Origin of the sequence: Enterococcus sp. M190262, from assembly GCF_005843965.1 — a bacterium.
GTDB lineage: Bacteria > Bacillota > Bacilli > Lactobacillales > Enterococcaceae > Enterococcus_D > Enterococcus_D gallinarum.
In genome coordinates, this window is sequence record NZ_CP040461.1 from 2,168,006 (window position 1) to 2,194,067 (window position 26,062).

At 36.5% G+C, this 26,062-nt stretch carries 22 protein-coding genes; 20 read left to right on the top strand and 2 right to left on the bottom strand.

All coding sequences use genetic code 11. From position 1 onward, the window contains the following. Positions 1-250: 250 nt before the first annotated feature. Together FE005_RS10180 and FE005_RS10185 are read left to right on the top strand one after the other, a co-directional pair. Positions 251-451: a cold-shock protein gene (locus FE005_RS10180; RefSeq protein WP_003126918.1), complete on the top strand. Its 201-nt coding sequence runs from the start codon at positions 251-253 to the stop codon at positions 449-451. A gap of 119 nt (positions 452-570) precedes the next feature. Next, positions 571-1,203, top strand: coding sequence for an HD domain-containing protein (locus FE005_RS10185; RefSeq protein WP_005472230.1), 633 nt, complete (start codon positions 571-573; stop codon positions 1,201-1,203). Positions 1,204-1,337: 134 nt separating this feature from the next. Here the strand turns inward: FE005_RS10185 and FE005_RS10190 are convergent, their stop codons facing one another. Continuing rightward, the gene (locus FE005_RS10190) at positions 1,338-2,108 is read right to left on the bottom strand and encodes an SDR family NAD(P)-dependent oxidoreductase (protein ID WP_003126921.1); all 771 of its coding nucleotides are present in this window, start codon (positions 2,106-2,108) and stop codon (positions 1,338-1,340) included. 228 nt (positions 2,109-2,336) lie between these two features. On the opposite strand from FE005_RS10190, the gene FE005_RS10195 reads away from it, so the two are divergent. From FE005_RS10195 to FE005_RS10280, 18 genes are all read left to right on the top strand, one after another. Next, on the top strand, positions 2,337-5,099 hold the full coding sequence (locus FE005_RS10195) for a helicase C-terminal domain-containing protein (RefSeq protein ID WP_113849918.1): 2,763 nt from the start codon (positions 2,337-2,339) through the stop codon (positions 5,097-5,099). 54 nt (positions 5,100-5,153) lie between these two features. Beyond that, positions 5,154-5,654 carry a DUF5590 domain-containing protein gene (locus FE005_RS10200; protein ID WP_138371727.1) on the top strand — a complete coding sequence of 167 codons (501 nt, stop codon included), beginning with the start codon at positions 5,154-5,156 and terminating at the stop codon, positions 5,652-5,654. Positions 5,655-5,675: 21 nt separating this feature from the next. After that, complete coding sequence (locus FE005_RS10205) at positions 5,676-6,869, top strand: pyridoxal phosphate-dependent aminotransferase (RefSeq protein ID WP_138371728.1); 1,194 nt, start codon at positions 5,676-5,678, stop codon at positions 6,867-6,869. 42 nt (positions 6,870-6,911) lie between these two features. Continuing rightward, positions 6,912-8,210, top strand: a complete 1,299-nt coding sequence (gene asnS / locus FE005_RS10210; protein WP_005472233.1) for an asparagine--tRNA ligase — start codon at positions 6,912-6,914, stop codon at positions 8,208-8,210. Between the two features lie 223 nt (positions 8,211-8,433). Continuing rightward, positions 8,434-9,591: a CDP-glycerol glycerophosphotransferase family protein gene (locus FE005_RS10215; protein WP_138371729.1), complete on the top strand. Its 1,158-nt coding sequence runs from the start codon at positions 8,434-8,436 to the stop codon at positions 9,589-9,591. Then, positions 9,581-10,315: a WecB/TagA/CpsF family glycosyltransferase gene (locus FE005_RS10220; protein ID WP_175413574.1), complete on the top strand. Its 735-nt coding sequence runs from the start codon at positions 9,581-9,583 to the stop codon at positions 10,313-10,315. Before FE005_RS10215 ends, FE005_RS10220 begins: the two co-directional genes overlap by 11 nt. Then, positions 10,312-12,684, top strand: a complete 2,373-nt coding sequence (locus FE005_RS10225; protein WP_242387714.1) for a CDP-glycerol glycerophosphotransferase family protein — start codon at positions 10,312-10,314, stop codon at positions 12,682-12,684. The genes FE005_RS10220 and FE005_RS10225 overlap by 4 nt, the downstream gene beginning before the upstream one ends. Before the next feature lie 163 nt (positions 12,685-12,847). After that, complete coding sequence (locus FE005_RS10230) at positions 12,848-13,957, top strand: acyltransferase family protein (RefSeq protein ID WP_103299896.1); 1,110 nt, start codon at positions 12,848-12,850, stop codon at positions 13,955-13,957. Further along, positions 13,957-16,446: a glycosyltransferase gene (locus tag FE005_RS10235; RefSeq protein ID WP_138371731.1), complete on the top strand. Its 2,490-nt coding sequence runs from the start codon at positions 13,957-13,959 to the stop codon at positions 16,444-16,446. Before FE005_RS10230 ends, FE005_RS10235 begins: the two co-directional genes overlap by 1 nt. A gap of 108 nt (positions 16,447-16,554) precedes the next feature. Then, a complete protein-coding gene (locus FE005_RS10240; RefSeq protein WP_138371732.1) occupies positions 16,555-18,327 on the top strand; it encodes a hypothetical protein in 1,773 nt (590 codons plus the stop codon). Positions 18,328-18,431: 104 nt separating this feature from the next. After that, on the top strand, positions 18,432-19,796 hold the full coding sequence (gene mltG, locus FE005_RS10245; RefSeq protein WP_138371733.1) for an endolytic transglycosylase MltG: 1,365 nt from the start codon (positions 18,432-18,434) through the stop codon (positions 19,794-19,796). Positions 19,797-19,907: 111 nt separating this feature from the next. Beyond that, the gene (gene greA / locus FE005_RS10250) at positions 19,908-20,387 is read left to right on the top strand and encodes a transcription elongation factor GreA (RefSeq protein ID WP_003126935.1); all 480 of its coding nucleotides are present in this window, start codon (positions 19,908-19,910) and stop codon (positions 20,385-20,387) included. A 150-nt stretch (positions 20,388-20,537) separates the two neighbouring features. Beyond that, on the top strand, positions 20,538-21,269 hold the full coding sequence (gene liaF, locus FE005_RS10255) for a cell wall-active antibiotics response protein LiaF (protein WP_103299900.1): 732 nt from the start codon (positions 20,538-20,540) through the stop codon (positions 21,267-21,269). Beyond that, positions 21,266-22,333 (top strand): sensor histidine kinase, encoded by a 1,068-nt coding sequence (locus tag FE005_RS10260; protein WP_003126937.1) that lies wholly within the window; start codon positions 21,266-21,268, stop codon positions 22,331-22,333. Before liaF ends, FE005_RS10260 begins: the two co-directional genes overlap by 4 nt. A gap of 2 nt (positions 22,334-22,335) precedes the next feature. After that, positions 22,336-22,965 (top strand): response regulator transcription factor, encoded by a 630-nt coding sequence (locus FE005_RS10265; RefSeq protein ID WP_003126938.1) that lies wholly within the window; start codon positions 22,336-22,338, stop codon positions 22,963-22,965. Between the two features lie 90 nt (positions 22,966-23,055). Beyond that, positions 23,056-23,721 carry a TrkA family potassium uptake protein gene (locus FE005_RS10270; protein WP_003126939.1) on the top strand — a complete coding sequence of 222 codons (666 nt, stop codon included), beginning with the start codon at positions 23,056-23,058 and terminating at the stop codon, positions 23,719-23,721. A 12-nt stretch (positions 23,722-23,733) separates the two neighbouring features. Next, the gene (locus tag FE005_RS10275; protein ID WP_138371734.1) at positions 23,734-24,030 is read left to right on the top strand and encodes a HesB/YadR/YfhF family protein; all 297 of its coding nucleotides are present in this window, start codon (positions 23,734-23,736) and stop codon (positions 24,028-24,030) included. Positions 24,031-24,133: 103 nt separating this feature from the next. Then, a complete protein-coding gene (locus tag FE005_RS10280) occupies positions 24,134-25,066 on the top strand; it encodes a glycosyltransferase family 2 protein (protein ID WP_003126941.1) in 933 nt (310 codons plus the stop codon). A gap of 34 nt (positions 25,067-25,100) precedes the next feature. On the opposite strand, the gene FE005_RS10285 is transcribed toward FE005_RS10280, so the two are convergent. After that, on the bottom strand, positions 25,101-26,051 hold the full coding sequence (locus tag FE005_RS10285) for a phosphoglycerate dehydrogenase (RefSeq protein ID WP_003126942.1): 951 nt from the start codon (positions 26,049-26,051) through the stop codon (positions 25,101-25,103). Positions 26,052-26,062: the final 11 nt, after the last annotated feature.

The window sequence follows — 26,062 nt, forward strand, 5'->3', positions numbered from 1 at the left end:
TTGTAGAACATATGTCACAGGCTTTTTCTCTAAAAAAGTGCCTTCTTTGTGGAGAAAGTTAAGAAATAATTGCGTTTTCATTTTTTTAAAGTTTGCGATAGTCAAGAAGCAAAAACTGTGCTATAATACGAAGTGTAGTTTTTGTTACGGTAATTTATGGTAGCTTGTTTCATTTTAAAACATCTCCCACATTTTCACCATATACAAGTAATTGCAAAATATGTGTTTTAACACAAGGAGGATTTTTATTATGGAAACAGGTACAGTAAAATGGTTTAACTCAGACAAAGGTTTTGGTTTCATCACTGCAGAAAACGGAAACGACGTATTCGTTCACTTTTCAGCTATCCAAGGTGAAGGCTTCAAAACTTTAGAAGAAGGTCAAGCTGTTACTTTCGATATCGAAGACGGACAACGTGGACCACAAGCTACTAACGTAAACAAAGCTTAATTATTGCCTATCAGAGCAGCCTAGCTGCTCTTTTTTTGTGCTTTCATTCAAAAGAAGGTAGAGTCTAAATTTGTTTGCATTTTCTGTATTTGTTATACTTGAAAAAAGGGGGACTCAGGATGGGACTGAATGAATTTATTTTGGGACTGGCGAATTTGGAAAAGATTCAACGGGCGCCGGGGTTCTTTAAGTTTACAGAACATAGCGTCGCGGCGCATTCTTTTCGAGTCGCAATGATTGCCCAGACATTGGCTGATATTGAAGAGCAGGCGGGAAATACGATCGATTGGCAGATTCTCTATGAAAAAGCATTAAATCATGATTATACTGAACGATTCATTGGAGACATCAAAACGCCTGTCAAATATGCAAATAAAGAATTGCGGCAAATGCTTTCGACAGTAGAAGAAAAGATGACAGATACATTCATCGAAGAAGAGATTCCAGAATCATTTCAGCCGATTTATCGTCGTAGATTAGCGGATGGTAAAGATGATTCCCTGGAAGGCCAATTGTTGGCGATCGCAGATAAAATTGATTTGCTTTATGAATCTTTTGAAGAAATTTCAAAAAGCAATCCAGATAAAGTCTACAAAGAAATGTTTCGCGAAGCAGTAATGACGGTCAAAAATTTTAATCACCGTCCTAGTGTGTCTTACTTCTTTGAAGCGGTCTTTCCAGAACTATTGAATGCAGATTTCTATGGAAAAGAAAATTTTCTAGAAGAAATCGCAAACCTAATCAAAAATTGAAATGGTCTGTGAAACAAGTTTACCTATGAAAAAAACATACTAAGAGCAGAGGAGAAACTCATCCGTCGATTAGTTCCTCCTCTGCTCTTAGTATCTTGTATGTTTTTGAAGACTTGTTTCACAGGCTATTTTTATTATAACAATGATTCTGCTCCATCAACATAGACTTCTGTACCCGAAATGTTTCCTGCATCTTCAGAGGAAAGAAACAGCACGAGGTTAGCTACTTGTTCTGGAATACCAGTCTCCTGACGCAAAGGACGTTCCCGTTCCGGAAAGACGATTGGGATTTTGATTTTTTCAACAGCCTCTTCGATAGCCGTATTCTCATCAATATTTGTTGAAATCGCTCCTGGACAAATCGCATTGACTCGGATGTTGTAGCCGGAAAGCTCGAGTGCCGCCATTTTCATGAAAGCAACTTGACCAGCCTTAGATGTGCTGTAGGCACTAGCGCCGAAATTTTTGAAAATTCGGTTGCCGTTAACCGAACTTGTGATCACGATACTGCCGCCGTTGATTTTTAAAAAAGGAATTGCTGCTTTAACTGTGACAAAAGTACTGCGAAGATTCGTTGTAATGGTCGTATCCCAATCATCTAGTGAAAGCTCTTCGATAGGGGTCCAGGTTCCATTGATCCCTGCATTAACGTGGAGAATATCGACACCACCCAACTCTTGTGCCAACGCTGTGACTGCCTGTAAGAGCTCTTCTCCTTTTGATACATCAACCACACGATAAATCGATTGACCTTCAGTGGCTTCTACAAATGCCTTCAATTCTGTTTCATCAATGTCTAATAGACCAACGACTGCTCCTTGATCCAGAAATTGCTGGGCAACTGCTTTGCCAATGCCGGATGCTGCACCCGTCACGATAACCCTTTTATTTTCAAACCGTTTCATTTAAACGCCTCCTTCTTAATTAAATTATAAAAAAGTTCCTGACCTTTGTCGAAAGATACGGATGGTCCATTGATTTTTGATAGGATGAACGTATGAGGACTTTAGTCCTAAAATCAAGCTTCTCGTCTGATTGATCTCAAAATTTGATTTCCTCGTTATTGGCTAAAACAGATGTAAGAGGCAAAGATTTTGTAGTATAATGCAAGAAGTGCGTAAGGAGGAAGCGAAATGAAACCCATATACGCTGTGGTCGACCTTGAAACAACGGGGACTGATCCTGCCATTGATCGAATCATCCAATTTGGCTGTGTTTTGATCCAAGATGGTCAGGTCATTAATCGATTTGCGACAGATATCAATCCGGATCGAAGAATATCAAAGCAGATCCAGAATTTGACTCATATCACCAATCAACAAGTGAAACGAGCACCGTATTTCGAAGATGTTGCTCATACGATTTATAATTTGTTAACACAAACAGTCTTTGTGGCTCATAATATTTATTTTGACTATCATTTCTTAAGTCAAGAATTAATCCGATGCGGGATGCCGCCCCTTGAGATTCCAGGAATCGATACCGTGGAATTGGCGCAAGTTTTTTTGCCGACAGAAAGCAGCTTTCGTTTGGGAGATCTGGCTGAAAGTATCGGATTTGTTCATGAGAATCCACATCAGGCGGATAGCGATGCGGAAGTGACCGCGGCATTATTGCTGTACATCGAATCGATCATGCGTGAACTGCCATGGGTGACTTTAAAGCAAATCGCCCAGTTGAGCGGTCAAATGGGGATGCAGACCAGTCAGTATATTCAGCGGATCGTCAGTGAACGTACCGAAGAGCCGCTTCCTGAACATTTGGAAGAAATCGATGGATTGGTTCTGCGAAAAAAGAGTGTGCCATTGTTTGAATCAAGCTATTTTCAAGGAGAGTATCCTAAAGTTAAAGCGGATAAGATCAAATGTTTTGATGGTCGCCTCAGTTATCGAAAACAACAAGCGCGGTTGATGAATGCTGTTTATGATCACTTTTCTCATGAAGAAAAAAATCTGATCATTGAGGCAGAAACCGGCATGGGAAAAACCATCGGGTACTTATTTCCTGCAAGCTACTTAGCTACTCCAAAAAATCCATTAATCGTCAGTACCACGTCGATTTTGCTACAGAATCAGATATTGGCTAAAGACATCCCATTAGTCAATCAAGTACTGGAACAACCGTTGCAGGCAACTGTTGTGAAAAGCCATCAACACTACATTGATCTCCAGCGGTTCAAAGCAACATTAGAACAACCGCTTGAACAAAAACAGTATGCCCAGTACCAGATGGGACTTTTAGTTTGGCTGACCAAAACTGAGACCGGAGATTTTGATGAATTGAATCTTGTGCGTCTTGATCATCCGCTGTTTTTGGAAATCCGTCATCGAGGGGTGGATTTTTTGGCAAAGAATCAAGCTTTTTATGAGCAGGATTTTGTGCGCCATCTCTATAATAAGATGACACAAAGCAATGTGCTGATTGTCAACCATGCATTTTTGATGCAGGAAAATCGGCGACAGTATCCACTACTACCAACGAGTGACTTTCTGCTGATCGATGAAGTCCAGCATTTGCCGGAGATTGCCGAAAGATATTCGCAAAATTCCTTTGATTCCCAACAGTTCAAACGACAATTTTTGCAATTGAATGAAGAAGGTTTGTTTGAAGAGATCAAGCAACTCGTCGCTGAAGAATTCGATCTTTCCCATTTATTTTCATTGTATATCGATGCCATCAAATTGATTATCGATACGCTAGAAGCCTATTTTGAAACACTCGTGATCGATGGGGAAGAACTGACACTTGTCCAACGCAAGGATCTTTACGATGGCAGCTTGCAGCAAGATCGTCTCCATCAAAAAATTCATTTGTATTATAAAGAAATTTTAGAAATCCAACAGCGATTGCAGACAACATTCATGGCGACAGAAGAACGGCGATTGGCTCGGGAGCGCATCCTGATTGCCCGCTTGTTCGATTATTTCCATGATATGGAGGTACAGGCAGCGACGGTTCAATCGTGGCTGATGAATTGGCAACCTCGGTATGTCCATTGGATCAAGAAAAAAGCAGGGACTGCTGCAGCGATTATTGAAGTGGCAGACCTGCAGGGAAATCAAATTATCGAAAGCAAATGGTATTCAAGGTACAAACATATTCTTTATTTAGGCGGTACATTGAAAATTCCTGGTAACAAATCTTACTTTGCTCACCGATTAGGCATTCCTGAAGTGACGGTCAAAACGATTCCGGCATTTTATGATTATGAAAAGCAAGCACGCCTGTTTATTGTCAAACAAGGAATCTCGATTCAACAAGCAACGAATGAAGAATACGCGCAATATTTGGCCGATGCATTAACACCGTTGCTATTTGAAAATTTGCAGCCAACACTTGTATTATTCACTGCTCATGAAACATTGAAACGGGTCTATGAAAAACTGCATAAAAAAGCCTTGGAACAAGGACGAGAACTTGTAGCACAAGGGACTGGCGGTAGTCGCGAGAAAATCATCAAGCGCTTTTTACTGGCGGAAAATGGGATTCTTTTTGGAACAGATAGTTTTTGGGAAGGCATCGATTTACCCGGTCAAGCGCTCAAAATCGCGGTTGTGACGCGCTTACCATTTGAGAATCCCAAACGACCGCTTGTTCAAGCACGTCATGCTTTTTTAGCATCGGAAGGCATTGATCCTTTCAAGGAAGATGCATTGCCAAAAGCAATTATCCGAATGCGTCAAGCGTTGGGACGTCTGATTCGGTCGGAAAATGATCAAGGAGTAATGGTGGTTCTTGATCGTCGGATTCTTTCTACGAAGTATGGCAAGCGAATACTTAAAGGTTTGCCAAAAAATCTGCCGGTCAAAGAAGCTACACCACAAGAAATGACCGAGGACATACGGGCGTTTTTTGATTCTGGAGCAGAAGAAACACCAAAAAAACATTTTTCTTAAAAGATAGCTGAAATCTGCTATAATAGAGCATATTATTTTTATGGAGGATAACGAGTGAAAACGAAAGACAAAGAACAACGCCGTGTGATGATTTTACTGGGTGCGATCGTTTTTTTATTGATCGTTATCATATTCTCATCGATTTTCTACATCCGTTCGACTCGTCCGATGCGACAGGCACGCAATGAAGCAATCGAAATTGCTCAAAAGTATACGGATTTGAAAGAGGTCGATCAATTTTATTGGTTTAATCGTCAAGCCTCTTCTTTTAGTTTAGTTGGTACAGATGATAAAGAAAATAAAATCATCGTCATTATTCCTAAAAGCGGTGAAAAAGTGTCAGTTTTTAAACAATCAGATGGTCTAGCGGAAGAAGCCGCTCGTCAATTGGTTGCCGAAAAGCATCCAGAAGAAACGATCCAGAAAGCTACTTTAGGATTGTTTAAAGAGCAAGCTGCTTGGGAAATCATGACGAAAGATGCTTCTGGCGAACTTCATTATTATTTGCTAGGTTTTAAAGACGGCAAGGAAATCAATGCCATCAATAATATTTGATTTAGAGAAAGGATGGTTGACATGACACTCTCCAAACGAGCGTATCAAGTAGAGCCCTCAGTTACATTAGCTGCAGCTGCCAAGGCTAAGGCGTTAAAAGCGCAAGGCGTTGACGTATTGAGTTTGACGGTAGGAGAACCCGACTTTATTACTCCTGAGAATATTCGTCAAGCCGCTATCCAAGCCATTGAAAATGGGAAGGCAAGTTTTTATACCCCGACAGCTGGGATCCCTGAGCTAAAAGAAGCCATCCTACGCTATCTGCAGGAGTTTTATGGCGTAACGTATGACACCAACCAAGTGATCGTAACAGATGGCGCTAAATTTGCGCTTTATGCGTTGTTTCAAGCAGTGATCGATCCAGCAGATGAGGTGATTATTCCTGTGCCATATTGGGTGAGCTATGCAGAGCAAGTGAAACTAGCAGGAGGGCATCCAGTCTTCGTCTATGCTGCGGAAACCGAGCAATTTAAAGTAAGGGTTTCTCAACTAGAAGCTGTTAGAACAGCCAAGACCAAAGCCATTATTTTGAATTCGCCCTCCAATCCAACGGGGGCAATTTATTCGAAAGAAGAACTACAGGCTATCGGAGAGTGGGCAGTTGAACATCATATCTTGATTGTTTCTGATGATATCTATGGTCGTCTGATTTACAATGGGCACTCCTTTACGCCGATTGCTAGCTTGTCTGAGGCTATTCGTAAGCAAACGATCATCATTAATGGTGTCTCAAAAACATATGCCATGACTGGTTGGCGGATTGGATTTGCCGTTGGCGATCAGACAATCATTCAAGCGATGACGGATATTGCTTCTCAAGCAACTAGCAATCCTACAGCTGTCAGTCAATATGCTGCTGTTGAAGCACTGTCAGGGAATCAAGACTCCATTGAAATCATGCGTCAGCAATTCGAAGACCGATTAAATAAAATCTATCCGATTGTTGCAGCCATTCCAGGTTTTCAATTAGTAAAACCGCAAGGCGCTTTTTACCTTTTCCCAAACGTCAGGGAAGCAATGAATATGTGCGGATATGAAGACATCAATAATTTTGTGGAAGCAATTCTGGAAGAGACCGGAGTAGCAGTCGTTACTGGTGCTGGGTTTGGTGCACCAGACAATTTACGGATCAGCTATGCAACCGATTGGGCAACCTTGGAAGAAGCCGCAAAACGTTTGCAGGATTTTGTTGAAAAGAAAAGCCGAAAAGCTTAAAATGCTTTATGGAACCCTTATTATCAGATTGGAGAGAAACGTGTGGAATCTATTCAAATTTTAGATGCAAAAAAACATGTTGGCGAAACAGTACAGATTGGTGCTTGGGTCGCAAACAAACGATCAAGTGGAAAAATTGCCTTTCTGCAATTACGTGACGGTACCGCATATTTTCAAGGTATCGTGGTAAAAACCGAAGTGGGCGAAGAAGTCTTTCAGCTTGCCAAAAATTTAAATCAAGAAACGGCAGTTCTAGTAACTGGTGAGATTCGTGAAGATAGCCGTTCGAAATTTGGCTACGAAATCGGCATCAGCGGCATTGAAGTAGTGGGCGAAAGCCATGAATACCCAATCACACCGAAAGAGCACGGCACCGACTTCTTGATGGATCATCGCCATTTATGGCTACGTTCTTCAAAACAACATGCCATCATGCAGATCCGTAACGAAGTGATTCGTGCTACCTATGAATTTTTCAATAATAATGGCTTTATCAAAATTGATCCACCAATTTTGACAGGGTCTGCACCGGAAGGAACAACGGATCTTTTTGAAACCAACTATTTTGATCAAAAAGCATACCTATCTCAATCTGGTCAATTATATATGGAAGCTGCAGCGATGGCATTTGGTAAAGTCTTTTCATTCGGACCGACTTTCCGTGCAGAAAAGTCTAAAACGCGTCGTCATCTAATCGAATTCTGGATGATCGAACCGGAAATGGCTTTCATGCATCAAGAAGAAAGCTTGGAAGTACAAGAACAATACGTTGCTTTCCTTGTACAAAGCGTTTTGGACAACTGTGATTATGCATTAGATGTTTTAGGCAGAGATCGTGCCATTCTTGAAAAGTATACGAAATTACCATTCCCTCGTATTTCTTATGATGATGCCGTAGAACTATTGCAAAAAAATGGCTTTGAGGACATTCAATGGGGTGACGATTTTGGTTCGCCACACGAAACATTTATTGCAAACTCATTTGATCAACCAGTCTTTATTCTTAACTATCCAAAAGCCATCAAACCTTTCTATATGAAACCACATCCAACAAGAGATGATGTCGTGATCTGTGCAGATATGATTGCACCAGAAGGCTATGGGGAGATCATCGGTGGCTCAGAACGGGCTACAGATTATGAATTCTTGCTAGAACAAATCCGTAACCACGGATTAGATGAAAATGAATACTCTTGGTATTTAGATCTTCGCAAGTATGGCTCAGTTCCACATACCGGTTTTGGTCTAGGTCTTGAACGGACCGTTACATGGCTATCAGGTATCGAACACGTGCGTGAAGCCATTCCATTCCCACGCTTATTGAATCGTATTTATCCATAGGGGATATTAAAAGCCAGCTTCTGGGTAGGAAGCTGGCTTTTTTTGGTAAAAGGAAGCAAGGAATCTTAGGGGAATGAAGGTGCGAGTTTTTGGATTTATCAAAAGATCACCATATGCCGGAAGGTGTAACTTTTATTGAAATATAACGGTTTTGTTACATTTATTTTCTTTTTGCTTATTATCAGGTAAAATAAGAACTAATGTAAATAAATAGAGGTTATTTATGATTAAACAAATTGCAATTTCGTTTTCAAAAATCGTTTACTTGTCCTTAGTTAAACTTTTTTCACTAAGGAGACGTCCTAAAAACAATAAAATCGTCTTTTTGTTAAGTTTTCCATCCACAAGTACCTATGTTTTGGATGCTTTAGTTGAAAGATACGGTAATCGTTTGGTTATTTGTTATACCAGCAATGCGCAAGAAACGATTAAACGATTTAATCAAGAAAGAATCGACTGCTATCCTCTGCAGTCATTTTATATCTTGTGTACTAGAATCATCCCGATTATTAAAGCGTCGCAAATGATTATATGTGATAATTATTTCGCCTTTCTGGGGGGGATGTCTTTTGATGAACAAACAAAAGTTGTTCAAATATGGCATGCAAATGGGGCAATCAAAAAATTTGGTTTGCAAGCCCAATATGCTAAGAAAGCAACTGCTAAGGATCAACAACGTTATCAAAAAGTATATGATACGTTTACGCATTTTGTAGTAAGTTCTCCGACAATGGCTGAAATTTTTGCTGAAAGTTACAATATCGATCCTATCTTTTTAAAATTCGGTTATCCCATGACGGATTATTATTTCAATCGGAACGAAAAAAACATTCTTAAAGAAAAGAATATTTTATCAAAAGGGACTAATAAAAAAATTGCTCTCTATGTTCCAACCTATAGAGAAAACGACTATGAGCTTCCGCTGGACTTCGAGCAAATTGAAGAACAAATTGGTGATGAATGGGTATTCTATATCCATGCCCATCCCCATGATAAAAAATTAAAAAACTTGGCTAAGAAATATCCATCTTATTTTATTGATGAAATGCAACATGATCTAAAAAATTTACTTATTGTTGCAGATTGTCTGATCACGGATTATTCCTCAGTTCCATTTGAATTTTCTTTAGCGAATCCAAATGGAAAAATAATTTATTTTTGTTATGACTATGAATTATATGATGATCTTGTGGGGATACAAGAGGCCTTCAAAGATACTCTGGATTCTTCAATCGTGAAAACGCCAGCTGGATTATTTGAAGAAATAATGTCCTCCGAAAAACAGGACTTAGTGGATTTTAATGCGAAGTGGAATACGTTTGTTTCTGGAAATGCAATGAACTATTTATTTGAATGGATTGATGAACAATATGAAAACTGAAGAGATAATGGGAATTTTTGTGGATCAAGTTACCTATGAGGATGTAATCAATGATTTACCAAATTATATCAATAGTAATCGTAAAATGACTATTGTAAGTGTAAACCCGCAAATCATCACTGAAAGCAATAAATTTCCTGAAATCGTGCGATTTATCAATCATAGTACACATCGCATACCTGACGGGATTGGCGTAGTCTTAGTTTCGAAATTAACTGGTGGAAAAATCAAGGAAAGAGTCACTGGTTACGATTTAATGTTGAAATTATTGGATTACGCAAATACTCATAAGAAAAGTGCTTTTTTTTATGGAGCAAAGCCAGAAGTCCTGTCTGATGCAGTTAAGAACATCAATCAGCGATACCCAGACCTGATTGTTGCAGGCGCAGTGGACGGATATACTAAGATGGACGATGGAATCTTAGTTGATCAAATAAATGCTGCTCAACCTGATTTTCTTTTTGTAGCGTTGGGGTTTCCTCGGCAAGAGAAATGGTTGGCTAAAAATACAAATGCGCTTGAAGCATCAGTTTTTCAAGATGTTGGGGGGAGTTTTGATGTTTTAAGCGGTCACGTAAAAAGAGCTCCTGCTTTTTTTATTAATTGTCATTTAGAATGGTTGTACCGTTCTTTGAGCAATCCAAAGAGGATTGGAAGAATTCTACAGTTGCCAGTATTTATGGCGAAAAGCTTGTGGTGGAAACTTAATGAGGGGAGTAAGTGACTGTGCAGTCACGTTGGATTATGAAAATTGGAATTATCGGATATGACATTTTTGGTACAGGAGGAACAACTAGAAGCAATATAAATTTAATTAATGATCTATTATCCAATGGTCATCAAATTACCTATTTTAATCTCCTGCCTTTTTCAAAAGGAAAAGTTAAAAGAACAAAAGAATTGCTTCAAGAAAAAGAACATATTGATTTTCACTTAATTAGAAAATGGGAAAATGTTGATAGCAAAGATGTCTATATCATTACAAGAGAGAGTCTTTTTATTTTTGCTAAAGTTATCAAAAAAAAATTTCCAAATTCAAAAATTATTGGTGAAGTGCATACTCCGCTACCATTGATAGATCCAACAGTAGACTTTGCTCCTGAAGCAATAGATACTTATCGGGTTGGACTGCAAAGTGCGCACAAATATCTTTGTGAAAAATACACTAATAATAATATTGTTCATTTTCCTGTGAGTATTAGACATTTGCGTTGCCGGGAAATTTCAAATGTTCGTCAAGTCAAAGAAAATGTGAGTTTTTATGTTTATTCACGTTTCGATGAATCGCAAAAAGACATTGCCTATTCAATCAAATTAATGGATTATTTTGTGAATCATTTGGGGAAAAAAACTTATAAATTATACATTAATGGAAAAGGTCCTGGGAAACTTGTATATGAGAAGCTGATATTATTTTACAATCTCCAAGAGAACGTTCTAATTAATCAAGAAATTCCAAGTGATGCAATCTATCTTTCAACTGCAAGGTATGAAACGCTAGGTTATTCCATACTTGAAGCATTTATTGATGGCCGACAAATGATATTGTTTTCTGGTGATGATAAGTCTCTTGCCGAAATTTACGGAGAATTTCAGAGTTTCTGCTGGTTAGAAGGCTCAATAGTATCAGACAGTGCAATTATAGAAGATTTTCTTAGTATGCCTTTGGAATTAAAAAACAAATTAGCTCGAAGTGATTTTGAACGACTCTCGTCAATTAGCCCGATTAGAAATTATGGTAAATCATATGAAGAGGCTGTCTTAGAAGCACCTATTAGGAATTCTAACAGATGCAATGTAAACGAATCAAAAATTATGAAAGTATTATTTGAACAGAACAATGTTTCTAATAAGAAATATCTATCAGCTTTCTACACTTTTTTGAAAAAAATTCCATTTCTAAAAAAGTTACTTTCTTCAGAAAAAACCAAAAAAACTATTAGAAACATTCTATTTAATAGGAACCATAGTGAGATCTCTCCTACAAGAGTTGCTGATTTGAGAGATGATTTTATTTTTATTGAATCTTTTCATGGGAAATCTTTTGCTGGAGATCCAAAATATTTGGCTTTATCATTACAAGAAAAAAAACCAGGATATTATTTTTTTGTCAGTTCTATAAATGAACTTGTTGATCAAGAAATTTATTCTTATGGTATGATTCCAGTTCGGTTAGGCAGTAGAGAGTATATTCAAAAGTTTAAAACTTCAAAACTGATTATTATAAATGGCAACTCACTTGATAAAGTTGGGAAGAGTTCAAAACAAATTTTTCTAGAAACTTGGCATGGATTTCCATTAAAAAAAATGGTAGCAGACTTAATGGATGAAGAACAAAGGATATTGGAAACTGAAGCATTTATTCCAAGAATGAAGAAATGGGATTATATTCCTGTTAGTTCTCAGTGGAATAAAAATCTTTTTTACAGTGCATTTAAATTATCTGAAAATAGTAGGTTAAAAGTTTTAGAAACTGGGGTAGGTAGGAATGCTTATCTGATTAAAAACAAAATGAATTTATCTGAGAAAATTAGAGTAACAGAGAAGTATTTAAATCGTCCATATCACGAAGAGCAAAAAATAATTTTGTATTGTCCAACTTGGCGTGGAAAAAAAAGACAGGAACTAACTAAAATAGATTGGGTTTCAGTGATAGAACAACTGCCTGACAATTATGAAATAATTGTCAAACTCCATCCTCTAGAATCGCATATGTACAAGAAATATAATCAGTTGCATGATAGAATACATGCTTACTTCAATGAGTTAACTGATATTCAAGAATTATTTCTTATTTCTGATGTGCTTATTACGGATTATTCCTCTTCAATGTTTGACTTCGCCCACTTAAACAAAAAAATTATTGTTTTACAAGAAGATAAGCAGAGTTATTCGGAGAAAATTGGTTGGTACTTTGATTTGGAAGAAACTATCGGAATATCCGGACAAGCATACTCCGCTGAACAGGTAGTAAAAAAAATCTTGGAAGATGATGATAACCAGTATAATAAAAACATTGTTAAAAAGATGTTGAACTTCGACTCTTCGAACTCTGATGAGAAAATTTTACAAAATATTTTTAATGATTATTGAAAATAAGCATAATTAAATTGTCAGATTAGTAATTGTAATTTCAAGAATAAAATCTTCATAATGAAGAGGAGTTAAAATTTTTAAGATATCTTTTGGTATGGTCTTAAAGTAAGTTGATTTTAAAATAAGAAACAATGATTTGAATATAGGGGCTGATAGAGCAATGCGCAATCGAGTTGCGAGTTTAGATATTTTAAAAATAGTATCAATTTTTTTTATTGTTATTCATCATTATGCTTTGTGGACAAAATGGAATTTTCCTTCTGGTTTTTCTTTAGATAAATTAACTGTACAAACAATGTTAATCGGAGGAAAACTAGGTGTAAACATCTTTGTTATGATAACAGGTTATTTTATGATTCATTCCTCTGTCAAATTAAAGAGCATTGTTCAGATTTGGTTAGAAACAACAATTATTTCATTGATCATATACTTCTTTTTAGTATTAAATTCTCATATAAAAGTTAATTTTGAGATACTAACTTTTATACGGCGATTGTTCCCGATTGTTTTCGGACAATATTGGTTTGTTACATCATACTGTCTTTTGTATCTAGGTATTCCATTTCTAAATAAGTTAATTAATAGTTTATCAAAAAGGCTACTGAAGTATGGGATTATCTTAGGGTTTCTTGTACTATCGATTTATCCGTTTATTTATTATGATAAGGGTCTGACTTTTGCTTTCCCTATTTGGTTTGCCTTTTTGTATCTCATTGGAGCATCAATTAAGATTTTTGAACTAGAATTAAGAAAAATTCCTTATAGGAAACTTTTTGTGAGCTTGAGTTGTTTATTTTTTGTGGGGATTATAATTAATATTATCTTACAAATATTATTTTCAAACACGGAATTAAAAATTACTAAATTATTGAAATTTTTCGGATGGTCAGAAACAATATTTTATACAAAGGATAGTAGTCCTTTACTTTTGATAATGGCAGTTCTAATTTTCGTTATTTTTCTAAAAGCTGATATAAAATCTAGAAAAGCATATTCTTATCTTGCCAGAGCATCATTCGGCGTTTATTTGATGCAAAGTGCACCTTGGTTTAGTGTCAATTATCTATGGCCTGTCTTAGTAAATGCCTCCAGATTAGACAATGGATTGCTTATTTTAATATATGGCTTTTTTTGTACTGCGTTAATAATGATAGCGGGAATAATCCTCTATTCTTTGATTTATCCAGTTATAAATTTTATTCATTTTTTGTTAAATAATAAATATAATGATTTAGAAAAAGTTTTCTACAAAGAAAAGGGAGAGAAGTAATGTTTGATTTTAAGGGAGTCATTAAAAATTATAGTAAGAATATGCTTAATACACAGTTCTCAAGGAGAACAACTTATACTAAATACTTTTTGAAAACTAAAGTTAAGGACAACGTTATTTTTTATGAGTCATTTCATGGTAAAGCTATGAATGATAATCCTTTTGCCATTTTCAAATATTTGGTGGAATCTAATAAGTATAAACACTATATTCATGTTTGGTCATTGAATGACTGGGAAGATAACAAATATGTTTCTTATTACTCAAAGTATCAGAATGTGAAATTTATAAAACCATATAGTAAAGATTATTATTATTATTTGGCCAGTGCAAAGTATTTATTTCATAATGTGACTTTGCCACCTTTCTTTATTAAGAAAAAAGAGCAAGTTTATACGAATACTTGGCATGGTACTCCTTTAAAAACTTTAGGTAAAGAAATGGAAGGAAATGTTACTCAAAATTATAATGTTCAAAGAAACTTTTTACAAACTGATTATTTACTTTCTCCAAATACATTTACAACTGATAAGTTGATCAATTCATATGACATCGACGGAATTTATACGGGAGAGGTTTTAGAAAACGGATATCCTAGAATTGATAGTATATTTAATAAAAGTGATGTTTTAGAATCATTTTTAGAAAAAGAAGGTATTGATTTAACTAAAGAGGTGTTGTTATACGCTCCTACATGGAGGGGAGCAACCGGTCGTGTACAAGATACTTTTGAAGATTTGTACAAACGATTATCTTATATTTCTGCGCAAATCAAGTCTAGTGACAAACAGCTCTTAGTGAAAGTCCATCCTTTGATGTATCAATTTATTAAAAATGAAAGTTTTGATGGTATATTATTTATACCAGATTGGGTAGACGCAAATGAATTATTGTATTTTGTTGACATACTAATTACGGATTACAGTAGTATATTTTTTGATTTTTTAGTAACAAATAAACCTATAATCTTTTTTATGTATGATAAAGAAGAATATCAAAAAACCAGAGGTTTATATTTTAATTTAGATGATTTGCCTGGTGAAATTTGTGTGACAAACGAAGAGTTGGTTAGTGCAATATTAGATGACTCTTTTACCGATGTTGGACTAATAGAAAATATACAAAACTTTAAAAAACAGTTTATACCCTACGATCATGGAAATGTAACTGAACAATACGTTAATAAAATTATAGGTGAAGAAGATTCAGTTGCAAAAGTCCTTTCTTTCAAAAATGACAAGAAGAATATTATTATTTATGGGGGAGCCTTGCTGAATAATGGTATCACTTCTTCGCTGATAAATTTGAGTAAAAATTTAGATTATGATAAGTATAATTTAATTGTCGTTGACAAGAACGCAGCAAATGCGCAATTTAATGACAATGTAAAACGACTATCTGATAAAGCTCATGTTATATATCGAAATAACGGAATGGACTTAACTTATCCTGAATGGATTAAATATCATCGTTTATTTAATCGTTCTATAGTTGAAGACATAGATCAGCAAAAAAGTTTTGTTTCTCGTGAATGGCAAAGAATTCTAGGAGATACAAGGATAGATATTGCGATCGATTTTGGTGGATATGCTCCTTTTTGGAGTTACATGATGGCTTTCTCTAAAGCGAAAACTAAAATTATCTATCAACACAATGATATGATGAAAGAAATGGAAAAAAATGTCGCCGGTAGATACGTCCACAAGAAAAACTTAACATTAATATTTCAATTATATAAATTCTTTGATCATATTGCTTCTGTAGGTAAATTGACCATGATACAAAATAAAGATTCTCTAAAAGATATGGTAGATGAAAAGAAATTTACGTATGTTCCAAATCTTTTGGATAAAGAGTATTTGTTTGATCATAAGATTAACCCACAATTAAAAGTTAAATCTATAATGAATGAAGAAAAATTAATTATAGATGAAATTAGTGATTTTGGTAGAAATGAAATTGTCGGTATATCTATTCCGACAAATGAAGGGAAAAATTTTATTACAATAGGTCGCTTGTCTCCAGAGAAAGACCAAGAAAAATTATTGTTTGCCTTTAAACAAATTCTCGAAAGTACGCAACAGGATCATCAATTATATATAGTTGGATCTGGAGAATATGAACAAAAACTTAAAGCAACAGCCTATGGATTAAATCTTCAAGAGAATGTCATATTTGTTGGTCAAACTAAGCATGCAATGGAACTTTTAGATAAATGCGACTTATTTATTTTTCCATCCAATCATGAAGGGCAGCCCATGACGTTGCTTGAGTGCCTTGCATTAAATATTCCTGTTGTAGCTACAAATATTCCGGGAAATATTTCTGTATTAGGTAATGAAAATGGTTTAGTGGTTGAGAACAGTGTTGAAGGTCTAGTTAACGGGATAAAGGCATATCTTAACGGACAAGAGATAAAATCATTTATTGATGTTGATATATATAATCAGGAAGCTCTTGAAAGGTTTTATAGTATGCTGAATTCTTAACAAGAATTCTTTCCACCTATAAAATTTATCTTCCCTTCATTCTCCTTAATAAACTTATTTATTTTAAGAAGAATGAAGGGGATTTTTTATTTGTAATAAGTGAAATAAATGGTACAGTTTTGTTTGTATAACAAAATCGTCGAAAAGGATGTGTTTCAAATACAAAAAAGAGTAAAGACATTTAAAAAAAATTTATGGCACTACTTAATGGTTTTTCTGATTTTCTCACTGTTGTCTTTGGTTATTCAAGGACCTCAAATTTTCTCACGAGGATATATTCTTGGTGTTGATTCTATTTTTCATATGAATAGATTTTATGAAACAATGATGCAATTAAAAACTGGTGACTTTAGCTACTTTATTTCTATCTTCGGCTTTCAACAGTCTGCAAGAATCATTAATGCTGTTTATGGGCCGGGAATGGCGTATGTTATGGGTTTCATTCTTCTTGTTACAAATAGTTGGATCAAGTTTCAAATCGTTACATCATTTTTGGTTAACGTCTTTGGGGCTGTAGGTATCTATAGAATTGCCTTTAAATTGTCTAAGAAAAGTTTGGCTAGTATCCTGTGCGGTTGTATATATATGACCACATCGACACTGGCATCTTGGAATATCTCTGGATCATTTACAGGAATTGGCAGTATGATGATTCCATTTGTTTTGTATTACGGAATAGAGATGTTAGTCAATGAAGATCACTATTTTTCTTTTATAGGATTGGGACTCAGTATGGGATTACTATTACAAACCCATCTATTTTCTTCACTTTTAGCAACACTCGCTTTAGCTCCATTTGTAATATATAGTTTTATTCAAACCTTATCTAAATGGGCTTTCTTCAGAAGAATGATTAGTGCGGTGACTATAGCAATTTTATGCAGTTTGAATGTTTGGTTTAGTTTATTTCACTTAATGGGAAGAAATATTTTAATTCAAACAGCACCAAGAGATTTAATGAGAGCCGCTATTTTTTTCTCAACAACAGAATCAAACAGTCAATCTAATATTGGCGTTATATTGACTATTCTTGTCTTATCTCAAATATTCATCACATTTTTTTCATGGAAATCGATGAATAAACATATAATCTTTATGACAGTCGTAGGACTAGTTTTTCTTTTTGTTTCTAGTAGGTTTTTCCCGTGGGAAATAATCGGGAATATGTTTCCATTATTCGAAAGCAGTATCCAATTTCCATCAAGAATTGCAGTAATCGCAATTATACTTCTTCTGTCTTCTTTAAGTGCTACTGCATATGAACTGGAAAATAAAAATTTATTAGTAATCTTTGCAATTTTTTCAGTAATTGCTGTATCTATACAGCAGAACAAAATTTACAATAGTATGGACGTTTGGAAAAGTGAAAATGTTCTAGTCGCTCCCAATAAAAAACCTGAAGAAGTATCTTCGAATCAACTAAGAGAATTAATAAAAAGTCCTGATGTCGGAAAAGTTTTAGAAGTGGTACAAAAAGGAACTTCCGACTATCTCCCTTTAAAACAGAAATTGGCAAACGCAGATTTTGAAAAATTTTCACCTTATGAAAAATACTGGCAATATATAATTACTCCAAATAAACAGTTCACTAAGAAAACTGTAGATGGATCACTCATTGTTTCGTGGAACTCAAATCAGAATGAAAAAATCAACGTTCCAATTGTAACGTACAAAGATACAATCATTAAGAAGGATGGAAAAAAACTGTCACCTGAGCTTACTGATATTGGAACATTAAAAATTCTATCAAAGAAAGGTATGAATCAAATCACTGTTTCATATACAACTCCCAAGGTCATATCTATTTCTATAATTATTTCTATGGTATCTATTTTAATAGTAATAGGTTACATCGCTTTTAAGAAATTACTAGGTAAGTAGCTTGAAATAAGGGAGGAAATTAAAACTTTATTAATCATTTCCATCCTCCTAACTTTCGTGTATAATGGTACAAGTCAGTATTACGAAAGTTAGGAGGAGTTGTTTTGAGTAAACAACATCCAGAAGAGAAGTCCTTCAAAGACGAAGTTTTAGGTGCTTTGAAAAAACCTCAAACCAACGAATCGTCTGAACAAAAACGATCATCTGTTGAGGAACCTATAGAAAGTCGCTCTGCGACCCGCAGTACAAAAAAGCAGAGCAGTACCCAAAAGGGCCAAGCCAAAAATAAAACTGTTCAAAAAAACGCTCAAAAAGCGAAGCGCTCAGCTCCTAAAAGGGAAGAAGCTGGTTTAGATGAAAAGTCAGATACCGTTCGTAAGTTACAGCGGAAAAGAGAAGACCGTATCGTCAATCGTATCGTCACAATTGTTGTAATCGCATTAATCGTTATTGGCGGCGTCCTTGGTTTTTCAGTCTATCGATATGTTACTTCAGGATTGCAGCCGTTAGATCCAGAAAAAACAGAAAAAGTTGCTGTTGAGATTCCAAGCGGATCATCAAATAAAATGATTGGCGAGATTTTAGAAAAAGATAAGATCATCAAAAGTGGTATGATCTTTAATTATTATACGAAATTTAATAATCTGACTGGTTTCCAAGCTGGTAATTATCAGTTTTCTCCAAGTATGACTCTGGATGAAATTAGTGCCCAGTTACAGCAAGGAGAAGGGTCAGTGACATCAGATGCGAAAGTGACGATTCCTGAAGGGTATGATATAGACCAAATCGGAGATGCGCTTGCCAAAGCAACAAGTATCTCGAAAGATGATTTCTTAGCTTTAATGAAAGATGACACCTTCTTTAATAAAATGCATGAAGCATATCCAGAGTTGTTGGATAGCGCAGCAAAAGCAGAAGGCGTTCGATACAAGTTAGAAGGATATCTCTTCCCGGCAACTTATGACTATTATAAAGGAAACACTTTAGAAGAAGTTGTGACCCAAATGATTGATAAAACAAATACTGTTATGTCTAAATATTACGATCAGATCGCAGAAAAAGAAATGACAGTGCAAGAAGTGTTGACCTTGGCTTCTCTTGTCGAAAAAGAAGGTAGTAAAGAAGATGACCGTAAGAACATTGCCCAAGTCTTCTTTAACCGTCTGGCAGTGGATATGCCATTGCAGTCAGATATTTCTATTCTCTATGCGTTAGGCGAGCATAAAGAGTTGGTAACTTACGAAGATACTCAAGTAGACTCACCATACAATTTGTATGTCAACACAGGATATGGTCCAGGACCATTCAATAATCCAAGTGAGCAATCTATCAAAGCAGTGTTGGAACCAACACCAAATAATTACTATTATTTTGTGGCAGACATCAATACGCAAGAAGTCTATTTTGCTGAAACCTATGATGAACATATGCGTTTAGTTGAAAAATATGTAAACAATACTTCGAATTAATTTTTATTAGGATATTAGTTTACATTTAAAAAAAACCATGGTAATCTTTTGTGGACTATTCGCAAAAGATTACCTTTTGCAGTTGATACGAAGTTAAAAGGAGAAATTAAAATGGTAGAAAAAGTATACCCAATGACATTAGAAGGAAAAGAAAAATTAGAGCAGGAATTAGAAGAATTAAAGACAGTCAAACGTGGAGAAATCATTGAAAGAATCAAAGTTGCCCGCAGCTTTGGAGATCTTTCTGAGAACTCTGAATACGAATCCGCAAAAGATGAACAAGCCTTTGTAGAAGGTCGTATCACAACATTAGAAAATATGATCCGTTTTGCTGAGATCATTGATAATGAAGGCGTAGACAATGATGAAGTATCGATCGGAAAAACCGTCACGTTCATTGAATTACCTGATGGAGATGAAGAAGAATATACAATTGTTGGGAGTGCAGAAGCGGATCCATTTTCTGGTAAAATCTCAAACGATTCACCGATCGCTCGTGCATTGATTGGTAAAAAAATCAATGATGAAGTAACAATTTCAACACCAGGCGGAGATATGCTGGTGAAAATCACAGAAGTGAAAAAAAGCTGATTTTTTCGTAAAAGTCTAAGCAGAAGATCCTGATGATCACTTTCTCAAAGAGAAAAGGACCAATCAGGATCTTTTTTCGGACTCGCGACGGATGTATGCCATCGAAGAATCCGTTATGATAAAATAGAATCATTGGGAGGAGGAGCTTACATGAAAAGCCCTTGGCGTTTTTTCTTTGTCGTAGAAGCATTATTATTTCTATTTGCGGTCTGGCAAATTTTATCGAATCCACCGTTATTGATTTTATTGATTTTAGGTGTTGTGACGATCTACTTTGTTTCTCGCAGAGAACGTAAAACAAATTTTAATAATTTTTTGATGGTTACCGGTGGTATCGCCATCTTTATCAGTCTTTTAAATAGTCCGGCTTTGTGGCTGATGTTGATTTTTGCGATCCTTTTTATTGGATTGAAAGGTGTGGAAATCACTGGTGTAGATTTTACAAAAAACACATTTTGGCGCAAAAAACAAATGATCATTTTAGAAACAGAAGAACCAAAGCAGTTTCATCCTCATAAAACGAAACAACAATGGATCGGCAATGAGCGGATCGGGAATCAAGTGTATGAATGGGATGATATCAATATCGACATCTTTTCTGGAGATACGATCATTGATTTGGGAAACACATTATTGCCGAAAAAAGAGAATGTCGTGATTGTTCGTAAGGGATTCGGCCGTACGAGAATTTTAGTCCCTGCTGGAGTTGCTATCAAAATGGAACATAGCACCTTTATCGGGACAGTGATTTTCGAAGGCGAGGCAACAGGTCTGAAGAATGAGAAAGTTACGATCTACAGTCCGGATTATGAGGAAAACACCCGCCGACTAAAAATTTTAACGAACACTTTGATTGGGGATATCGAGGTGATTCGGGTATGATTGCTAAATTTTCTCGAGGAATGATCGCTTTTTATAGTGCGGTCACTAGTTTTTTGATGATGATCTTGATTCTTTTTTCGTATCTTTATGCTAGTGGAAAGAAGAATTGGCTGCTAGAAGTCTTTCAGATCAAACTATTCTTTATACCGATCATTTTTCATTTATTAGTTGTTTCGCTGATGGTGGGCCTGGCTGTCTTTCTATTGATTTCTCTTTTCAGAAACCGCCAATACGGGCCAATCGAAGAGAAGCTGCGATTGCTTTCAAATGGAGATATTGATAGTCCACTACTTGACACACCTATCCCTCATGCGCAAGAAAATCGGTTGATTGAAGATGTCGATCGAGACATCAGGAAATTACAGGTCAAAATGAAAGATATGTCAAGTGAGCTTCAACAATTAAATGCTCGGCCGCAGCTAGTGGATGGCAGTACAAAAGAAGAAATCCTTGAAGCCGAACGACATCGTTTGGCCCGAGAATTGCATGATTCAGTTTCACAACAATTATTTGCCGCAATGATGATGATGTCCGCATTGAACGAACAAGCCATCCGGGACGATGCCCCGGAAATGCAAAAGAAGCAGTTGGCTATGGTAACGGACATCATCAATGCTTCGCAGTCTGAGATGCGAGCGTTATTGTTACATCTGCGTCCGGTCACATTGGAAGGGAAAAGCCTCAAACAAGGAATCGAGCAATTATTAAAAGAATTGGAAACAAAAATCAAGATATCCTTGAAATGGGATATCGAAGAGTTTACTATGCCAAGCTCTATAGAAGACCAATTATTTCGAGTGATTCAAGAATTACTATCGAATACACTGCGTCATGCCAAAGCGGATGAACTTGAAGTCTACTTGAATCATATTGAACACAACGTGCTGTTGCGCGTGATCGACGATGGTGTAGGATTCGATGTCGACAATCAAAAAGCTGGCAGTTATGGGCTGATGAATATCCGTGAGCGAATCAGTGCCGTTGGCGGCACATTAAAGATTATCAGTTTTAAAAATCAAGGAACAAGTATTGAAATAAAAATCCCGCTGCTTAAGGAGGCATAAAAATGATCAACGTTTTGTTAGTAGATGACCACGAAATGGTACGTTTGGGGGTTTCTTCCTACTTATCCATTCAAGAAGATATAGAGGTGATTGGAGAAGCTGAAAATGGCAAAATCGGCTACGAAAAGGCATTGTCTTTACGTCCCGATGTCATCTTGATGGATTTAGTGATGGATGAAATGGATGGCATTGAGGCAACCAAAGCCATTCTAGCAGATTGGCCGGAAGCAAAAATCATCATAGTTACTAGTTTTATTGATGACGAGAAAGTATATCCTGCAATTGAAGCTGGTGCTGCCGGTTATTTGTTAAAAACATCCACTGCACATGAAATTGCGGATGCCATTCGTGCGACTCAAAGAGGCGAGCGGGTGTTGGAACCGGAAGTAACAACGAAAATGATGGATCGTTTAACAAATCGCACGCCGATTTTACATGATGATCTGACAAATCGGGAAAAAGAAGTGCTGCTTTTGATTGCTGAAGGGAAAAGTAATCAGGAGATCGCAGATGAGTTGTTTATTACACTCAAAACGGTTAAAACTCATGTATCAAATATATTGTCGAAACTAGAAGTGGAAGATCGAACACAAGCAACCATTTATGCCTTTAAGCATGGCTTGACAAAATAAGAATCTCATCATAAGGGTACCTCCTCATAGTCAGTTGAGGAGGTTTTTGATATACTAGAGTAGGATTTGTAAGGTAAAGGAGCGTTTAATGTGAAGCAGAATTACGCGATTATTGGTCTTGGAAGGTTCGGCGGCAGTATTTGTCGAACATTGATAGAATCCGGACAAGAAGTATTAGCCATTGACAGCAATGAGGATCGGGTCAATGAGTATATGAATATTGCTACCCACGCGGTGGTGGGCAATGCACAGGATGAAATGACGTTGCGCTCATTAGGAATTCGTAATTTCGACCATGTGATCGTAGCAATCGGTGAAGATATCCAAGCAAGTATTCTTGTGACTTTGATGGTCAAAGAGATGGGAGTACCGAACGTTTTAGCAAAGGCGCAAAATGAATATCATGCTCGGGTTCTTGAGAAGCTTGGTGCTGATCGAGTTGTCCACCCAGAACGGGATATGGGGATTCGTATCGCTCACAATCTAGTATCAAAAAATATCTTGGATTATATTGAGCTTTCAGATGAATTTTCGCTGGCGGAGATTCGTGTCTCAAATCCGCGTTTCTTTAATAGGTCCTTACTTGATTTGAATTTTCGTCAAAAATATGGATTGACCGTTGTTGCTATTCGTCGAGGACCTGGACAAGTGATCGTGTCTCCCGCAGCTGATTCGATCGTGCGTGAGAATGATAATCTACTCGTGATTGGGAACACGGATGATGTGGATATTCTTGATGAACATATGAATGATTAGGAGTGAAAAATGATGAATATAACTATTACAGAAGCCGCAATTGATTGGTTCAAAAAAGAACTGTCAGTCGACCAAGGAAGCGGCGTTCGCTTTTTTGGTAAAATCTATGGGAAAACTCAGATCCATGATGGTTTTTCAGTAGGAATGTCAGTAGATAAACCTGAAAATCCTATCGTTCAAAAGACAGTTTCAGACATGCTTTTTTTTATTGAGGAGGCCGATGAGTGGTTCTTCAAAGGGTATGATCTGCAAGTCGACTACGATGAAAAGCTAGATGGACCTAAATATAGTTTTACTGAAAACAATTAACTAAAATAAAGATACAATGTAACAGTATGAGTCTATGACTGAAGTTTAGTGGATTCCATATCGCTAGCTTTGATCATAGACCTGTTCGTTAGGAGATGAAACCATGTTATCAATTATCGTACCTTGCTTTAATGAAGAGAGTAGCTTACCACTTTTTTTTGAAGAGACTGAAAAAGTAAAAGATCAGGTAGGCATGCCTTTTGAATATTTGTTTATCAATGATGGGTCATCCGATCAAACACTCGCAGTGATGCGCAAGCTGCATCAAGAGCATCCAGAAAGTGTGCGGTACCTTTCGTTTTCACGTAATTTTGGAAAAGAAGCAGCCTTGTATGCTGGCTTAAAAGCAGCAAAAGGGGATTTTGTTACCGTAATGGATGCAGATTTACAAGATCCTCCAAGCCTTTTGCCTCAGATGTTTGACTTGCTCAACACAAAACAATTAGACTGTGTTGGAACGCGCAGAGCCGATCGCAAAGGGGAGCCTAAAGTTCGTAGTTTCTTTTCAGAAGCCTTTTATGCATTGATCAACAAAATTGGTGAGGCACATATGGTCAATGGCGCACGAGATTTCCGTTTAATGCGTCGGAATATGGTGGATGCAGTTTTAGAACTTTCTGAATACAATCGGTTCTCCAAAGGAATCTTTAGTTGGGTAGGTTTTGATACAGAATACATTGCCTACGAAAATCGTGAAAGAGTAGCTGGAGAAACTTCTTGGTCATTCTGGAGCTTATTCAAGTACTCGATTGATGGCATCGTCAATTTTTCTGATACGCCATTAAATATTGCTTCTTTTGTTGGCGCGTTGTCTTGTCTAGCTTCTGGAATTGCACTGCTATTCATAATTATTCGTACTTTTATTTTTGGTGATCCTACCTCAGGCTGGCCTTCTTTAGTTTGTATCGTATTGTTTGTTGGTGGTTTGCAATTGCTTTGTCTAGGTATTATTGGAAAATATATTGGAAAAATTTTTCTGGAAACAAAAAAACGTCCCCTTTACATTTTAAAGGAGACAGAAAAAGATCAAAAATAATTTTTGGGAATAAAAAAGCAGCGCTGGTTGATGATCAATACCCTTTTGTTACATCGACTTGATTTCGAACCAATTTTTTCTCGTGGATAAAATTGCGGAAGTTATCCATAAAGATGGCCATGAATGCTTTTTGAAAATGTGGGGTCAACCCGGAAATATGCGGGGTGATCAACACATTTTCCAGTGTCCATAGCGGATCATTTGCGGGTAAAGGTTCTTCTTCAAAAACATCAAGAGCCGCAAATGCGATTTCTTTTTGGCGGAGGGCTTCTGTCAACGCTACAGTATCTACACTAGGTCCACGCCCAACATTATAAAAAGAAGCGGATGATTTCATACTATTAAAAAAATGGCTATTATAGATTCTTGTAGTTTCAGGTGTCAATGGTAAGATATTAATCACACAATCAGCTTTCTGACTTTGTTCAATCAACTCTTCAAGTGGATAAGTTTCCTTGAAACCATCAACGGCATGCCCCGTTGTATTTATGCCGACAGGTTGGGTGCCAAAAAAATTTAAGGCCTTTGCTAAAGCCTGCCCAATTTTACCTGTACCTGCGATCAGTATTTCTTTATCAGATAATAATGAATAAGGAATACCATTGGGCTGCCATTGTCTTTCAGCCTGTTTTTTGATGGCGGTAAAAATTCCTCTGGATTCCATGAATAATAAAGCAATTAAATGATCAGTGATCGATTGTGCATGAATGCCGCTACCATTAGAAAGTAAGATGTTCTTTTGGGCAAACTGTGCTAGAGGTAGCGTATCCACACCGGCTGAAATGGCTTGGACCCATTCAAGAGAAGCATTAGCCAGTAACTTTCCGGCCCATTCTTCTTTCCAACCAATCGTGATTGCAACATTTGACCAGTCGATGGAAGTTGCTTCATCATAGTGGATAAACTGATATTCATCACTGATTTCATGAATTTGTGTGATAAATTCATCACGAAATTCTCTGCTAGATAAAATATATTTAGTCATATTTGTTCCTC

Excerpts from the sequence above, each read along its gene's own strand:
- FE005_RS10180 (WP_003126918.1), top strand. The coding sequence starts at position 251 with ATGGAAACAGGTACAGTAAAATGGTTTAACTCAGACAAAGGTTTTGGT.
- FE005_RS10185 (WP_005472230.1), top strand. The coding sequence starts at position 571 with ATGGGACTGAATGAATTTATTTTGGGACTGGCGAATTTGGAAAAGATT.
- FE005_RS10190 (WP_003126921.1), bottom strand. The coding sequence starts at position 2,108 with ATGAAACGGTTTGAAAATAAAAGGGTTATCGTGACGGGTGCAGCATCC.
- FE005_RS10195 (WP_113849918.1), top strand. The coding sequence starts at position 2,337 with ATGAAACCCATATACGCTGTGGTCGACCTTGAAACAACGGGGACTGAT.
- FE005_RS10205 (WP_138371728.1), top strand. The coding sequence starts at position 5,676 with ATGACACTCTCCAAACGAGCGTATCAAGTAGAGCCCTCAGTTACATTA.
- FE005_RS10215 (WP_138371729.1), top strand. The coding sequence starts at position 8,434 with ATGATTAAACAAATTGCAATTTCGTTTTCAAAAATCGTTTACTTGTCC.
- FE005_RS10220 (WP_175413574.1), top strand. The coding sequence starts at position 9,581 with ATGAAAACTGAAGAGATAATGGGAATTTTTGTGGATCAAGTTACCTAT.
- FE005_RS10230 (WP_103299896.1), top strand. The coding sequence starts at position 12,848 with ATGCGCAATCGAGTTGCGAGTTTAGATATTTTAAAAATAGTATCAATT.
- FE005_RS10235 (WP_138371731.1), top strand. The coding sequence starts at position 13,957 with ATGTTTGATTTTAAGGGAGTCATTAAAAATTATAGTAAGAATATGCTT.
- FE005_RS10240 (WP_138371732.1), top strand. The coding sequence starts at position 16,555 with ATGGTACAGTTTTGTTTGTATAACAAAATCGTCGAAAAGGATGTGTTT.
- greA (WP_003126935.1), top strand. The coding sequence starts at position 19,908 with ATGGTAGAAAAAGTATACCCAATGACATTAGAAGGAAAAGAAAAATTA.
- liaF (WP_103299900.1), top strand. The coding sequence starts at position 20,538 with ATGAAAAGCCCTTGGCGTTTTTTCTTTGTCGTAGAAGCATTATTATTT.
- FE005_RS10260 (WP_003126937.1), top strand. The coding sequence starts at position 21,266 with ATGATTGCTAAATTTTCTCGAGGAATGATCGCTTTTTATAGTGCGGTC.
- FE005_RS10265 (WP_003126938.1), top strand. The coding sequence starts at position 22,336 with ATGATCAACGTTTTGTTAGTAGATGACCACGAAATGGTACGTTTGGGG.
- FE005_RS10275 (WP_138371734.1), top strand. The coding sequence starts at position 23,734 with ATGAATATAACTATTACAGAAGCCGCAATTGATTGGTTCAAAAAAGAA.
- FE005_RS10280 (WP_003126941.1), top strand. The coding sequence starts at position 24,134 with ATGTTATCAATTATCGTACCTTGCTTTAATGAAGAGAGTAGCTTACCA.
- FE005_RS10285 (WP_003126942.1), bottom strand. The coding sequence starts at position 26,051 with ATGACTAAATATATTTTATCTAGCAGAGAATTTCGTGATGAATTTATC.